The sequence below is a fragment of the Alkalimonas amylolytica genome (assembly GCF_900107845.1).
GTDB lineage: Bacteria > Pseudomonadota > Gammaproteobacteria > Enterobacterales > Alteromonadaceae > Alkalimonas > Alkalimonas amylolytica.
This window is the reverse complement of the sequence record NZ_FNRM01000001.1, coordinates 138563-153523: the sequence shown is the minus strand read 5'-3', so window position 1 is coordinate 153523 and position 14961 is coordinate 138563. Positions and strand designations below refer to the sequence as shown.

11 protein-coding genes are annotated in these 14961 nt (G+C 49.4%); 10 read left to right on the top strand and 1 reads right to left on the bottom strand.

Features of this window, described 5'->3' with window-relative positions:
- The first annotated feature begins 9 nt into the window (after nt 1-9).
- The 10 genes from BLW37_RS00655 to speD all read left to right on the top strand — a co-directional run bounded on the left by BLW37_RS00655 (nt 10) and on the right by speD (nt 12794).
- Complete coding sequence (locus tag BLW37_RS00655) at nt 10-3153, top strand: PAS domain-containing protein (RefSeq protein ID WP_171907504.1); 3144 nt, start codon at nt 10-12, stop codon at nt 3151-3153.
- A 26-nt stretch (nt 3154-3179) separates the two neighbouring features.
- Nucleotides 3180-4811, top strand: a complete 1632-nt coding sequence (locus BLW37_RS00650) for a diguanylate cyclase (protein ID WP_245785565.1) — start codon at nt 3180-3182, stop codon at nt 4809-4811.
- Between the two features lie 67 nt (nt 4812-4878).
- Nucleotides 4879-5484, top strand: a complete 606-nt coding sequence (locus tag BLW37_RS00645; protein WP_091337957.1) for an anthranilate synthase component II — start codon at nt 4879-4881, stop codon at nt 5482-5484.
- A 70-nt stretch (nt 5485-5554) separates the two neighbouring features.
- A complete protein-coding gene (locus BLW37_RS00640) occupies nt 5555-6673 on the top strand; it encodes an HDOD domain-containing protein (protein ID WP_091337954.1) in 1119 nt (372 codons plus the stop codon).
- A gap of 296 nt (nt 6674-6969) precedes the next feature.
- The gene (locus tag BLW37_RS00635) at nt 6970-8190 is read left to right on the top strand and encodes an aspartate aminotransferase family protein (protein ID WP_091337952.1); all 1221 of its coding nucleotides are present in this window, start codon (nt 6970-6972) and stop codon (nt 8188-8190) included.
- Between the two features lie 219 nt (nt 8191-8409).
- Complete coding sequence (gene astA, locus BLW37_RS00630) at nt 8410-9426, top strand: arginine N-succinyltransferase (protein ID WP_091337950.1); 1017 nt, start codon at nt 8410-8412, stop codon at nt 9424-9426.
- Between the two features lie 55 nt (nt 9427-9481).
- Entirely contained in the window at nt 9482-10951 is a 1470-nt protein-coding gene (astD, locus tag BLW37_RS00625) for a succinylglutamate-semialdehyde dehydrogenase (RefSeq protein WP_091337948.1), read from the top strand.
- A 116-nt stretch (nt 10952-11067) separates the two neighbouring features.
- Entirely contained in the window at nt 11068-11418 is a 351-nt protein-coding gene (locus tag BLW37_RS00620) for a DUF3802 family protein (RefSeq protein WP_091337946.1), read from the top strand.
- Between the two features lie 85 nt (nt 11419-11503).
- Nucleotides 11504-11932 (top strand): OsmC family protein, encoded by a 429-nt coding sequence (locus tag BLW37_RS00615; protein ID WP_091337944.1) that lies wholly within the window; start codon nt 11504-11506, stop codon nt 11930-11932.
- A 55-nt stretch (nt 11933-11987) separates the two neighbouring features.
- Nucleotides 11988-12794, top strand: coding sequence for an adenosylmethionine decarboxylase (speD, locus tag BLW37_RS00610; RefSeq protein ID WP_091337942.1), 807 nt, complete (start codon nt 11988-11990; stop codon nt 12792-12794).
- Nucleotides 12795-12856: 62 nt separating this feature from the next.
- On the opposite strand, the gene BLW37_RS00605 is transcribed toward speD, so the two are convergent.
- Nucleotides 12857-14869 carry a hypothetical protein gene (locus BLW37_RS00605; protein WP_091337939.1) on the bottom strand — a complete coding sequence of 671 codons (2013 nt, stop codon included), beginning with the start codon at nt 14867-14869 and terminating at the stop codon, nt 12857-12859.
- Between the last annotated feature and the right edge of the window lie 92 nt (nt 14870-14961).

Below are 14961 nucleotides of genomic sequence, written 5' to 3'. Positions count from 1 at the left end.
GAGCTCATGATGCAGGTACCTGATTTCCCGGCCAATGAAGCGGAACGCTTGATGGTATTGCAGCAGACTGGCCTGCTGGATACGGCCAGTGAACCACGTTTTGACCGGTTAACCGCTCTGGTACAGCAATGTCTGCAAACCGAGATTGTGCTGATATCTCTGGTTGATGAAAACCGGCAATGGTTCAAATCCCGCCAGGGACTTGAAGCCTGTGAAACGGGCCGTGATATCTCCTTCTGTGGTCATGCAATTTTGGACGATGGTATTTTCCAGATACCTGACGCGAGCCTCGACCCGCGCTTTGCCAATAATCCATTGGTAACCGACGCACCCAATATTCGTTTTTATGCCGGAGCGCCGCTTAAAGTGCAAGGCAGTGCCATAGGTACCCTGTGCGTGATTGATAGTCAGCCACGGGCATTGAATAAACGGGAGCAGCAAATTTTGCGGCAATTTGCCGATGCTATTCAGCAAGAAATTGCAGACCGTTTACAAGAACAGGCCCACCAGCAACTGGCAGAGCGCGAATTACGTTATCGTTCTGTACTGGAAGGCACCCGCATTGGTACCTGGGAGTGGAATGTACAAACCGGGGCCACCATTTTCAATGAGCGCTGGGCTGAGATCGTGGGTTACACCCTGGAAGAGCTTGCGCCAATCAGTATTGAAACCTGGGCCAGTTTAGCGCACCCGGATGATCTAAAAGAATCTGGTACCTTGCTGGAGCGTCACTTTCAGGGCGAGCTTGCTTTTTACGATGTGAAATGCCGGATGAAACACAAAGCCGGTCATTGGGTCTGGGTGCATGACCGCGGCCGTGTGGTCAGCTGGACAGAAGACGGTAAGCCTTTGATGATGTATGGCACTCATGCCGATATCACCGCGCAAAAACAGGCTGAACAGCAACTGCAAGAGCAAAAGTGGTTGTTTGAGCAAATCCTGGAACAAACCATGGCTGGTTATTGGGATTGGTATATTCAGGAGAATACCGAGTATTTGAGCCCTTCATTTAAGCAGATGTTTGGCTACCACGATGATGAGATGGAGAACTCGCCCAAGGCCTGGCAAAAAATTATTTTCCCGGACGACTTGAGCAAAGTGCTGGTTTCTTTTGAGCAGCATATTGCCAGCCGGGGAGAAGTGCCTTTTGATAATGTGGTCCGCTATCACCACAAAAACGGTACTGTTGTTTGGGTCCGGTGCGTTGGTAAAGTTATCGAGTGGTCGGCAGATAACCAACCCATTCGCATGGTGGGTAGTCATATGGATTTAACTTTGGAAATGGAGGTACGGCAAGCGTTGCAACAAAGCCGTGATCAGTTCCAAACGCTGGTGGCGAACATTCCCGGCATTACTTACCGCTGTCTGGCTGATGAGCACTGGACCATGGTGTACATGAGTGGCAGCATTGATCCCTTATCCGGGTATCCGGCCAGTGATTTTATCCAGAACAAGGTTCGCAGCTATGCCAGTGTGATCCATCCGGAGGACGGTCCGCGACTGGAAGACGAAATCGCCAAAGCCGTTGCTGAAAAAAAAAGTTGGTTACTGCAGTACCGGGTGCTGCATAAAGACGGCTCAGTGCGCTATGTGGAAGAGCGCGGTACGGGGGAGTACAACCAGGATGGCAGTCTTCGCTATCTGGATGGTTTTATTCTGGATGTGACCAATGAAAAAACACTCAAGCGTCAGTTACTCAAGTTGGCCGAGCAGCTCCCAGGTGTGGTCTATCAGTTCCAACAATGGCCGGATGGCCGTTCCAGTTTCCCTTATGCCAGCGCCAATCTGAAAAAAATTTATGGGGTGAACCCGGAAGATGCCAAAGTAGATGCCAGCCAAGTGTTTCAGTGCATCCTGGCTGAAGACTTACCGGCTGTAGCCGATAGTATTGAGCGCTCCAGTGTCGAGCTATCGCTCTGGCAGCATGAATATCGGGTAGTTAACCGGCAAGGCGATGTCCTGTGGCTGTCTGGCCGAGCCATGCCTGAAGCCATGCCCGATGGCAGTGTGCTTTGGCATGGCTATATTTACGATATGACCGAAACCAAACAGCACTACCTGGCACTGGAGCAGGCCAACGAGCAGTTGCATCTGGCGCAGCAGCGTCTGGAGCTATCCAGTCAGCAAGCGCTAATCGGTTACTGGCAGGCCTCATTAAAAACGGGGGAGCTGTGGTGGTCGCCGATGATTTATGATGTGTTTGGTTTTAATGCAGAAGTGACTGAGCCCAGTGTCGCTTTATTTAAAAGTACCGTACATCCGGATGATTTGCATTTGGTTGAGGCCAGCGAAACAAAAGCAAAGCAAACTGGCTTGCATGATGTAGTGCACCGTATTATCCGACCCTGTGGTGAGATCCGCTGGGTACATGAGCTGGCGCAAATGCTGCCTGAGTCTGATAACCCCGAACTGATGATGATTGGCTCGGTGCAGGATGTGACCGAGCGGATGCGTTTGCAGCAGATGAAAGATGAGTTTATTTCGACCGTGAGTCATGAACTCAGAACGCCACTTACCTCAATAAACGGCGCTTTGAAATTACTGCAGGCGACTCAAAGCTCGCTACTGACCGGGAAAGGCCAAAAGCTGCTTGATGTCGCTACCAGCAATAATGCCCGCTTGCAACAGTTGATCAATGACTTGCTGGATATTGAAAAGTTGATTGCCGGCAAAATGAATTTTGAGCTCCGGCATCAGCCGTTATTGCCGCTGCTTGAGCAGGCTTTGGCTGATCATGCCACCTATATCGCAAGATCCAGCTTAACGCTCTCAATGCACATCTCAGAAGCGGCAAAGGCAATGACCATCTACGTTGATGAACATCGTTTGCAGCAAATTCTGGCGAATTTATTGTCCAATGCCATCAAGTTTTCGCCAGAGCAGGGGCAAGTGCAATTACAAGCCAGAGTGGCGGATGACTTTGTTGAGATTGCTGTTCAGGATCAAGGGCCTGGTATCCCGGAAGGTTTTAAAGATAAGCTCTTTCAGCGCTTCTCCCAGGCGGATGCCAGCAGCGCAAAAGAAAAAGGTGGTACAGGGCTGGGCTTGGCCTTGTGTAAAGAGTTGGTTGAAGGCATGCAAGGTAGCATTGGCTTTGAATCAAAAGCAGGCAGTGGTGCACGCTTTTATGTGCGCTTTCCGCGCCAGGCTTGAATAACCGCTCAGCGTTAGGAGGTTTGGTGACATCCAAACAAAAACAAGTGGATTACAAGCAACGTTTTGCTGCTTTGCAGCAACGCTTCATTGGCACGCTAACGACGAAAGCTGACCGTCTGTGCCAGCTTGCAAAGGCTATTGCCCAAGGAGAGCAGTCTTTCCTTGCTGAAGTGATAGCGGATAGTCATCAACTGTCGGGCTCCTGTGGGACTTTTGGTCAAAAATCTCTGGGGGATTTGGCCAGCGGCATAGAGCAAACCGCTATAGCACTACAGAATTCTGAGCCACATAGTGATAGAACATTGCAGTTGTTAATTGAACTGACCGAGCACTTTCAGCGCAATGTAGCCTCTGTCATCGATACTGCTTTAAACACGCCCGTTGTGAAACAAGCCGCGGAGCAAGAAAATAATTTGATCTGGTTGCTGCTCAATGACGCGCTGCTAACAGATGATCTGAGCCGGCAGTTATCAGCATTTGGTTATTCTATTGAGGTGTTTACTGATTTTAGCGCTTGTTGTCAGGCTCTTGATGCAATCTCACCGGCATTAATCTATTCGGCGGTAGAGCTGGATGCCACCGCAGGCTCTGTATTCAAACAAACCGATTTGCTGAAGGCGATGCAAGAGAAGCAAATTCCCTGGATGCTGTACTCGCCATCGGATGATTTTGATTTGCGAATTCTGGCTGCAAGGCATCAGGCTCAGGCGTTTTATGTCTCGCCACTGGATATACCGGCGATGTTGGGGCGTATTACCGAGTTGATGCAGCTGAAGTCCGAGCAAAAGGGACGGGTGTGTGTGATGGATGATGATGCTTTGTTAGCCGAGCACTACGCGTTAACACTGCAAGCTGCCGGTATTGAATGCATGGTTTTGGCCGAGCCTCGCCAGCTGATTCAGGATATTTTGCATTTTCAGCCAGAACTGATTCTGATGGATTTACATATGCCTCTGTATTCCGGGCCCGAGCTTGCCGGAGTGATTCGACAACATGATGCTTTAAAGAGTTTGCCGATTGTTTATCTGTCTGCGGAGAGGGACCAGGCCCAACAACTAAAAGCCATGGCTTTTGGAGCCGATGATTTTATGACCAAACCGATTGACGATGCCCAATTGGTCAAGGTCGTGCAGGTGCGGCTGGCACGAAGCCGTGAACTTCGCAACCTGATTGAAAAGGATAGCCTAACGGGGCTTATTAAACACAGTGCCATTAAGGAGGTTGCCCAGCTTGAGTTTGAACGCGCTAAGCGAAGTGGCAAAAACGTAAGTGTGGTGATGTTGGATATTGATCATTTTAAATCCGTCAATGATAAGTATGGACATGCCATTGGCGATGTGGTCATTACCACCCTGGCAACGATGCTGCAACAGCGCATTCGACGCACCGATAAAGCCGGGCGTTATGGCGGTGAAGAGTTCCTGCTGGTTCTGCCAAATTGCGGCCGGCAGGATGCAATGCCTATGCTGGAAACGATCCTGGAAAGTTTCCGAAGCATTGTTTTTCATGCAGCAGGGCAGGACTTTTATTGTACTTTTTCGGCCGGTGTCGCGTGCTCAGATGCTGACTTTTCTGATGCCGAAGCCATGCTGGCAGCTGCAGATGAAAGGCTCTATCAAGCGAAATCACTTGGTCGTAATCGCGTGCTTGCATAGAATAGGCGGCAATCATCTCTGTTATTAGCTGTTAGTTGATAATTCGCGACTCAGTACGGATCCAGTCATGTTACTTATGATCGACAACTACGATTCCTTTACCTGGAATCTGGTGCAGTATTTTCAGCAGTTAGGCCAGCAGGTGCTGGTGTGGCGCAACGATGCCATTGATGTGGCAGGTATAGAGCAGTTAGCGCCGGATTATCTGGTGATTTCGCCTGGGCCAGGTACACCGGATCAGGCCGGGGTTTCATTGGCGGTTGTCCGGCACTTTGCCGGCAAAACTCCAATCCTCGGGGTGTGCCTTGGGCATCAGGTGATTGCTCAGGCTTTCGGTGCCAGGGTGGTGCGGGCTCGTCAGGTTATGCACGGCAAGAACTCCTGGATCCGGCATAGCAATCAGTCGATCTTTCAAGGATTGCCGAATCCGCTGAGTATCACCCGCTATCACTCGCTGGTGGTGGCTGCAGATAGCCTGCCGGTCGAGCTGACTGCTCTGGCATGGACCGAAACGGCCCATGCTAAACCGGATGAGTTGATGGCACTTAAACACAACACCATGCCGCTGCTTGGTGTGCAGTTTCACCCGGAAGCCATTCTATCCGATGCCGGCTTGGTGCTATTGCAGCAATTTTTGCAGCAAAATAAACGTCCGGTAGCAGGAGTTGCTTGACAGCACCTGGCTGGCTGAGCAGTATGAAAAACAAATTTTTCTAAATAAATTGCGAGGCTAAGATTCAGCAATGAATGCCCCTGCGGTAGGAACCGATTTCTCATTACGCTTTTTTGATGTCCTGATTGGGGTAGATCCAGCGCGACGACAAGGCAAAACAAGCCAGCAAGAGCTTTCGCAGCAAAGAACCTTGCTGGCGGTCGAAGCCGCTGCCCGTAAAGCACGGATGGCTGATGCCAAAGCAAAAGAACAGTTTGGCGAGTTTGCTCAGGCACATTTGCATGATCAGGTTGCTGACTTGTTGGCGGAGCGATTGACGTCGTTGGATGATGTCAAAGCCAGCTTGTTTGAGTTAACGCCAGACTTTTTTGCTTTACTGGATTTACTGAGTGCGAAAGCGGTCACTCTTAATCAGCTGGATCCTGCGATTAAAAAAGTCCCTTGGTTGGTTGAAGACTTATTAAAGCTTATCAACCAACCCAAATACCGTGGTCGCACGGCTTCAGGCGGCTTAATTAAAGACGTAAAAACCGGTCTGCGTTTTCTTGGCCTGGAGACCTTGCAGTTTATTATTCCACTCTATGCGATGAAGCGATGCATGCCGCACTCCACAGAACCTTTCCATGGTTTAAAAACTGTGTTGTGGGAGTACAGTCTGGCAACAGCCAATGCTGCGAAAATTCTGGCTGAGCTGTATCGCGAACATCGTTACACTGCGTTTTGCAGTGGCTTATTCCATACCCTGGGTCATGTTGCAGTGGTGCGCAGCTATTTAAGAACCTACCAACAGGTCAAGCGGGATGAGCTGCTCAAAGCACGCGAGGCGCGTGATATTAAGCTGACTGATGCACTGGACGTATTAGAGCCAGAAGCTGACTTTCTGAGCGAGCAGTTAACAGAGCATGCAGCTGTACTTAGTGCGGATTTAACGTCTCGTTGGGGGTTGCAACGCTTACCCTTGTGTCAGACGTTGGATCAACTGGCCGAGGGAGTTGGTTACAGCGGAGCTTCGCCAATGGCTCGGGTGGTTCAGCAGGCGCAGACCTTTGTGCAATGGCAGCAATTAAAAAAACGCCAACGATTGGAGCCGGCTGAAATGCAAAGTATGCTTAAAGCTGTAGGCATGACAAAAGATGCCTTGCAGCTATTGCTTCAGACCAATCTGCTTAAATTGGATGTGGATGTATAAATTTTTTTCCAATAAACATGCAAAGTGCTTAAGTAGCTGCAGTTAGCTGCTGATTTCTGGCCAGCGACGATGGCTTCTTGCTTGCTTGAACTGCTGGCTGAATTTGTGCTGAATAGTCTCTGCTTAGTTATTCACTCCCTGTGCAAATCTATCTGCAGCCCTTGATTTTATTGGCTTTGGCAGGTTTTGAGGTGCAGACAGCGCCGAAATATTCTGCAATAATAAGCTCATCAAAGATGCGATGCTGCTACACACAGTGCTGCATCCAAGCCACTAGCAAAAGAGGTAAGCAAGAAATGGCAGAACAAATTCAGGTCACCCGCAGTTTGTTTGATGACGTGATGGTACCCAATTACGCCCCTGCAAAAATGATCCCAGTTAAGGGGCAGGGTTCACGGGTGTGGGACCAGGACGGCCGTGAGTATGTGGATTTTGCTGGTGGTATTGCAGTCAGTAGTTTAGGTCATTGCCACCCGGCTATGGTGAGCGCTTTAACCGAGCAGGCAGGTAAGCTTTGGCATTTAAGTAACGTGCTGACTAATGAGCCAGCGTTGCGCCTGGCCAGCAAGCTGGTACAGCAGACCTTTGCTGAAAAAGTATTTTTTGCCAACTCGGGTGCTGAGGCCAACGAAGCAGCTTTTAAACTGGCGCGGCGCTGGGCGCTTGAAGTGCACGGTGAGCACAAGCATGAAATTATTTCGTTTAGCAAAAGTTTCCATGGCCGTACTTTCTTTACGGTCACGGTAGGCGGCCAGGCCAGTTATTCCGATGGTTTTGGTCCTAAGCCAGGTGCTGTACTGCATGCTGAATTTAATAATTTGGACAGTGTTAAAGCATTAATGAGTGAGCGCACCTGCGCCGTGGTGCTGGAGCCGATTCAGGGCGAAGGTGGTATTATTCCTGCAACTCAAGAGTTCTTGGATGGGGTGCGGGCCCTGTGTGATCAACACCAGGCTTTGTTGGTAATGGATGAAGTACAAACTGGCGTTGGCCGTACTGGTAGCTTGTATGCCTATATGAACTACCAGGTAGAGCCGGATATTTTAACCACAGCCAAATCTTTGGGCGGTGGTTTCCCCATCGGCGCCATGTTGACAACTACCGAGATTGCCAAGCATCTGAAAGTAGGGACTCATGGCACCACCTATGGTGGCAACCCTTTGGCTTGTGCCGTTGCTGAGGCGGTGATCGACACCATCAATACGCCAGAAGTGCTGCAGGGCGTGCTAGCCAAAGAGCAACTGTTCAGGCAGCGTTTGGCTGCAATTAATGAACAGTACCAGGTGTTCAGCGAAGTGCGCGGTAAAGGCATGTTGCTTGGAGCTGTGCTCAATGAGAAGTACCAGGGCCGGGCCCGTGATTTTTTCCTGGCGGCTGCTGATCATGGTTTAATGGCGCTGGTCGCGGGCGTTAATGTCGTGCGTTTTGCGCCTTCATTGGTGATTACTGAGCAGGATATTCAGGATGGTATGGATCGTTTTGAGCAAGCCGTTGCTCAAGTGGTGAATGCGGCTTAACCGATAAAAAAGCAATAAGGCGTCTAAACGTCGAAATGAAGCACTGAGGCGGCCTGGCTGCCTCTTTTATCTAAATAGACCCTCGTCTTTCACATTGCGCAGATGTTAGCGGCAATTGCTCACCCTAATCACTTAGAATGACTAAGCGTCGGGGTTTCAGAAGCTCGCAGCTAAGGGGCATGTTGAGGACTGTCGGGTATACAACTGGAGCAAGCGACAATGATTGTGATTCGCCCAATCCGTGCCGATGACTACGCTGCCTTGTACGACATTGCGGTAGAGTCTGGCCATGGCTTTACCTCCTTACCGGTCAACGATGAGCTCTTGATGCGTAAAATCAGCCGCTCAGAGCGTTCGTTTCAAAAGACCGTTACTACGCCTGGTGATGAAGGCTATTTGTTTGTACTGGAAGATACTGAGACAGGTCTGGTGATGGGCACTAGTGCGCTGGAGGCTGCGGTTGGTTTGGATGATGCCTTTTATCATTATCATCTGGGTAAAGTGGTCCATAGTTCGCGTTCGCTCAATGTGTACAAGACAGTCGATATTCTGACTCTTTGTAATGACTATACTGGGGCCAGTGAGCTCTGTACCTTGTTTTTGCGGGAGAACTGTCGGCAAAAGAATAATGGCAAGTTGCTGTCCAAGTTCCGCTTTTTATTCTTAAAAGAGTTCAGTGAGCGCTTCTCTGATCGAATCATTGCCGAAATGCGTGGCGTTTCAGATGAAAACGGTAACTCTCCCTTCTGGCAATGGTTACAGGAGCACTTTTTTTCAGTAGACTTTCCCACGGCTGATTATCTGACCGGCATTGGTCAGAAAGTCTTTATTGCCGAGCTGATGCCTAAGTATCCGATTTATGTCAGCTTGCTTAGCAAAGAAGCGCAAGCAGTCATCGGCCAGGTACACGGCAAAACCCGACCCGCGATTTCTTTGTTGCAGTCGGAAGGGTTTTCGCATCGTGGCTATGTCGATATTTTCGATGCAGGCCCAACGGTTGAGGCTAATTTGGAACATATCCGCTCGGCGCGTGATAGTGAAAAAAGGCAGGTACGTATTGGTGAGGTAGGGAAAGGGCAACCCTACATGATATGCAACACCAAGCTGCAGAGTTTTCGTGCCACCTGGCTGGAGCTGGCTGTGCCAGAAGACAGCGATGAGGTCGTGCTGCCTGCTGCCTGCGCTGAAGGGTTGCTGGTACAAGCCGGCGACTGGGTTCGTTTAACCAGGATTTAATTCCTGTCATTCTGAAGCAATAGTTTTGGGGTGGACACTAAATTAGGGGAGTAGCATGACAAGTCCTGTACAGTATATTCAAGGGGAGTGGGTGGCCGGCGAAGGTCATTCGTTTGTATCCATTGACCCGGCCAAAAACCAACAGGTGTGGCAAGGTAAAGCGGCTTCAGTTGCTCAGGTAAACGCGGCGGTGGCCTCTGCCCGCGCTGCCCAGTACAACTGGGGACAGCTCAGCTTTGAAGAGCGCCTAGGCTTTGTCAAAGCCTTTGGTGAGCAGTTAACGGCGAAAAAAGAAGTGTTGGCTGGCTGCATTGCTGAAGAGACTGGCAAGCCATTGTGGGAAACCCGTACCGAAGTGGCTGCCATGATTGGCAAAATTGATATTTCCGTGCGTGCGTACCAAGAGCGTACTGGCAGCAAAGAAAATCCCATGCCACAAGGCAAAGCCTTCTTACGGCACAAGCCGCATGGCGTGGTGGCGGTATTTGGCCCTTACAACTTCCCTGGTCATTTACCGAATGGCCATATAGTGCCGGCTTTGCTGGCTGGTAATACTGTTTTGTTCAAGCCAAGTGAGTTGACCCCTAAGGTTGCCGAACTGACCGTACAATTGTGGCAGCAGGCTGGCTTACCGGCTGGTGTATTAAACTTGCTGCAAGGTGAGGTGGAAACTGGCAAAGCATTAGCCAGTCATGACGATATCGACGGCTTGTTTTTTACCGGCAGCTCCCGTACCGGTCATATACTGCATCAGCAATTCGCCGGCCGGCCAGAAAAAATTCTGGCGTTGGAAATGGGCGGTAACAACCCCTTGCTGGTTCAGGATGTGGCAGATATTGATGCTGTGGTGCATGATATTGTGCAATCGGCCTTTATCTCAGCCGGTCAGCGTTGTACTTGTGCCCGCAAACTGTTTTTGCCAGCGACCGAGCAAGGCGATCGTATTCTAGCCCGTTTGCTGGATGTGACAGCCAATATCAAGGTTGGGTTGTACGACGATGACGATCAGCCCTTTATGGGATCGATGATTTCGGTGGCAGCCGCTAAAGGCATGTTGGACGTGCAGGCGCAACTGCAAAAAATGGGTGGTCGTTCGTTGCTGGCGATGAAGCATCTTCAGCCGGACACTGGTCTGGTGTCTCCAGGTATCATCGATTGCAGCCACATCCAGAATTTTCCGGATGATGAGCACTTTGGTCCTTTGCTGAAAGTCTTCCGCTTTACCGATTTCGATGCCGCAATTGATGCTGCGAACCGGACCAGCTTTGGTTTATCGGCCGGCCTGCTCAGTGATAGCGCTGAACTGTACGAGCACTTTTTCCGCCGTATTCGGGCTGGCATTGTCAACTGGAACCGTCCAATTACCGGTGCCAGCTCAGCAGCACCTTTTGGTGGCATCGGAAAAAGTGGTAATCATCGTGCCAGTGCGTATTACGCGGCTGATTACTGTGCATACCCGGTTGCATCGGTCGAACTAGATAAAGTACAGCTGCCAGAGCAGCTTTCACCAGGTCTCAAGTTCTAAGTTAACCTGTGTATGCAGAAAATATTTGATCGGGGCTTAGGCCCCGATTTGTTTTCTGGGCTAAATTTTGCTTAACTGTTAGGCAACTACAGCACTCTTAAGGCAGTATCGCGACCATGGTGATCGATAAACCCGGCTACGAACACTTGATCCAGTTCCTGGCAGAGAATCTGTCGTTGTTTGAGCAGGCCGGTACGCCCAGATTGGATAATAAAAGTGTCGGTGAGTTTCTAGAAGAGTGCATTGCGGAACAAATCATCCAACTCTGCACTCAGCATACCGAGCTGGAAATGAATCACCGCAGTGTCATTATCCGCGAGGTGGATGGCATTATGTACGACTTTCAGGAGGTATTGTCCAGCGTGTTGGAAAAGCCTGTGACTGAAGAGCAAGCTGAAATTATTAACGAAGTAGCACTGCTGATTAAAAACCTGTTCGACAACGCTGTGGCTGATCTGTTCGATTAGTACAATTCCCCTAAGCTTACGCTGGCAGCCTGGCAAAGTTTTCGCTAGAATATGCCCCCTTTGTGGTAATCCCGAGGTTTTTGCGATGGAAGCATCCGTAAAATGGCTGGACTCGATGACCTTCGTTGGCCGGTCTGGCAGCGGTCATCAAGTGGTGTTTGATGCCAATAAGGAACAAAGCACGGCACCCAGCCCCATGGAGATGTTGCTGATGTCTGCGGGCGCCTGTTCTTCGGTGGATGTGGTGAGCATTCTACAAAAAGCCAGGCAACAAGTGCTGCACTGCGAAGTAAAACTAACGGCCGAGCGGGCGGATAGCATTCCCCGGGTCTTTACCAAAATGCATCTGCACTTTGAAGTCACTGGGGTGAACCTCAGTGACAAGCAGGTTTCAAGGGCGGTAGAGCTATCCGCCGATAAATACTGTTCGGTATCCCTGATGTTGGCGAAAAGCCTTACAGTGACTCATTCGTTTAGTATAAAAGCCGCGGAAGGGTTGGCCTGCGCCGATTAACTTCCTGTCGTCAAACAACTGTTGCCGCAGGCAGCGGTAGTGGAGAGCACACTAAGTGATCAATCCGTTTGAGAAAATAAAGCTGCATGGCTTTAATAATTTGACCAAAAGCTTAAGCTTTAGCATCTACGATATCTGTTACGCTAAAACCGAGCAGCATCGGCAGGAATACATCGAATACATCGATGAACAGTACAATGCCGACCGTCTGACCGATATTCTGTGCGAAGTAGTAGATATCATAGGTGCCAATGTGCTGAACATTGCACGGCAGGATTATGATCCTCAGGGAGCCAGTGTCACCATTCTGGTGAGTGAGGAGCCGGTGCTGGAAAATCCGGATAACTCGGAGAACCCAGGCCCTTTGCCAGAAACTGTGGTGGCGCATCTGGATAAAAGCCACATCTGTGTGCACACCTATCCGGAAGTGCACCCACACGATGGCATCTGTACCTTCCGTGCTGATATCGAGGTGTCGACCTGTGGCATCATTTCGCCACTAAAAGCGCTGAATTTCTTAATTCACAGCTTTGAATCCGATGTGGTTACCATCGACTACCGGGTACGTGGCTTTACCCGTGATGTCAGCGGCACCAAACACTACATCGATCATCCCATCAGCTCGATCCAGAACTTTATGGACGACGACACCAAAAACGCCTTTCAGATGATCGATGTCAATGTGTATCAGGAAAACCTGTTCCACACCAAAATGATGCTAAAGCAAGGCGATCTGGACAACTACCTGTTTGGTGTTGGCACCGACTCGATGAGCAAAGAGCAGGTGAAAGAAATTAGCAGCAAGGTGTTTAAAGAAATCCGCGAAATTTTCTACGGCCGTAACTTGCCGGATGTGAAGTAAGCTTGGTAATGAACACAAAAAAAACCGCTCAGCTGAGCGGTTTTTCTTTATCAGTTCTGTATCTACATTGGGTGACTGGAGTTTATGCGTACTTTGCCATGTAAAGCAGACTCTCCGCCTTCGCAGTATTGTGTGAAGTCCACTGCCAAAGTGCTGACATCAAATTGCTGCTCACCCCACTCATTGGTAAACTCGGTAAATTCAATGTCAAAAATCTCAAAGGAACCGATAAGGGTATTGCAACCCCGGCCGTTACCAGTAAAGTCCAAGCCGTTGCCATGTGCTGGCTTAAAAGCAGCTCTGGTTGCATTTTGATATAAGCCGGGTGTTAAGTCTTTTCCTTCAGGCGCAGCAAGACTCAGATACCACCAAACAGAGCGGTTATGTTCAGTACCTGAATATTCCACAGTTAACGTATTTCTATCCCAGCTAGAGCTCGTTAGTTGGCCTGACATATTGGTTAGGAAGCGAGTTTGTCCTCCTCCAATCCAATCCCCCTGCTCACTGTTGTAGTAAAGTACATTGGTGCTGGTATCCTTCAACAGCAGCTCTGCATCAGTGCTGTGACTGCGACCCAACTCATCCTCTACCGTTAAACGTATCCGAATAATCCCGGGTGTGCTGCCCACAGGTATATGAATGCTGGTTTCTTTCGTGTTGTTCTGCGTGAAGGTAACACCAAAGTCGGTTAACTCTTGCCAATGATAGCTAGCTGCTAATCCTGTCGCTATGATTGAGTTGGCAGCGGATAATACAAGCTCGGATCCCGGTTGTACCGAAAGGCGGTCTTTTGCTACTTTGGCATGAACTGCTGTGCTGATAGTCAACTGGATGTCACTGTAAACGTATCGGTTCATGCCCAGAGTGTTAACGGCACCAAAAGATTCCAGGGTATAGATATCACCTGGTGTTAGTGCTATTTTTGGGCGGATATGAACCATAGCTCCTTCAATGGCTACCTCAGATGCTACGGATGGCTGCCCCCATACCGAGTGATTAAAAAAGCTGCCTAGCGCATAGCCATCCACTGAGGCAACCGGGCGAGAAAATAGAAATGATAATGTGCCTAGGCTCGGAAAATCATTGAAACTTGTTGTTCCAACCGAACCCAGAAAATCGAAATTATCGTGGCGAAAGCGTTGGGCGGCCCCTGGGCTGTATAAACCAGGCCAACTCCAGTAGGTGCCGTCGGTAAATTCATTCCAATAGTATAGAGCTGTTGCCCCCTGATTCAGTTGCACCTTGACCAATTCGGAATCGACCACCTGATTGGCTGTCAGCAGCAATTTATTATTTCGGCTATCGCTGAGTTCAATTTGCCCCTGGTGAGGGTATTCACCCAAATAGCCTTGCAATGGCTCCATGGTGGATATTGCCAAATCATGGCTGAAGTGATTGAGAGCAATACGCCCCTGATAGTCAGCACGGTACATAGCTGTCGCCAGATCGAGTTTGCTGGTTAATTGAAACTGACTCAGGCTAAACACATCACCGTCGCTGAAGTGAAATCTTACTTGATTGTGTGTGGGGCGTACCACCATTGTCCTGAGTAGTTGCTCGGTGGATAAAGTGATGCTCACCGTGTCTAATACCGTGAGTTCGGGGTAATCGCGAAATACAACCTTACTCAGATCCAACTCCAACGAGTAGCTATGCCCAAGGGCGGTACTGTTATGTTGATTGATTGTTAGCTTGATTTCACCATTTAGAATTGAGTAAAGCGTTTCGACAAAACAGTCTTCCAATGTATCGGTGAATACTGTGCCGGAGGCTATAGGCAGTGGTTGACTCAATGACAAGGTTCGGCCACCGCCATTGCTACATATTTGAAAACCCCCGAATGGAACTTGTTGATGTACCAGCGTATGGCTGTAGTGAGCAAGTTGCAGCATTCCCTCCGGCAAGTTCACTGCGATGGCACCATAGGCACCCAGATAACCGGCTTCGATTAAAAAAGGAGGTTTGTCGTTACTTCCCCCTGTTTGACCACCAGAGGGAGGATTACTGTCACCATCACCACAGGCAGTGAGGAGCAGCACAGCAAGCAAAGTGAAATAATTTAACGCTTTTATCATTAGAATTTCCATTTCCAAGGTTAAGTTTCCGGATTGTAATTCTAATGAGTTAAGTTAGCAATGAAAGTGTTTTATTTTTGATTTTTTGTGTT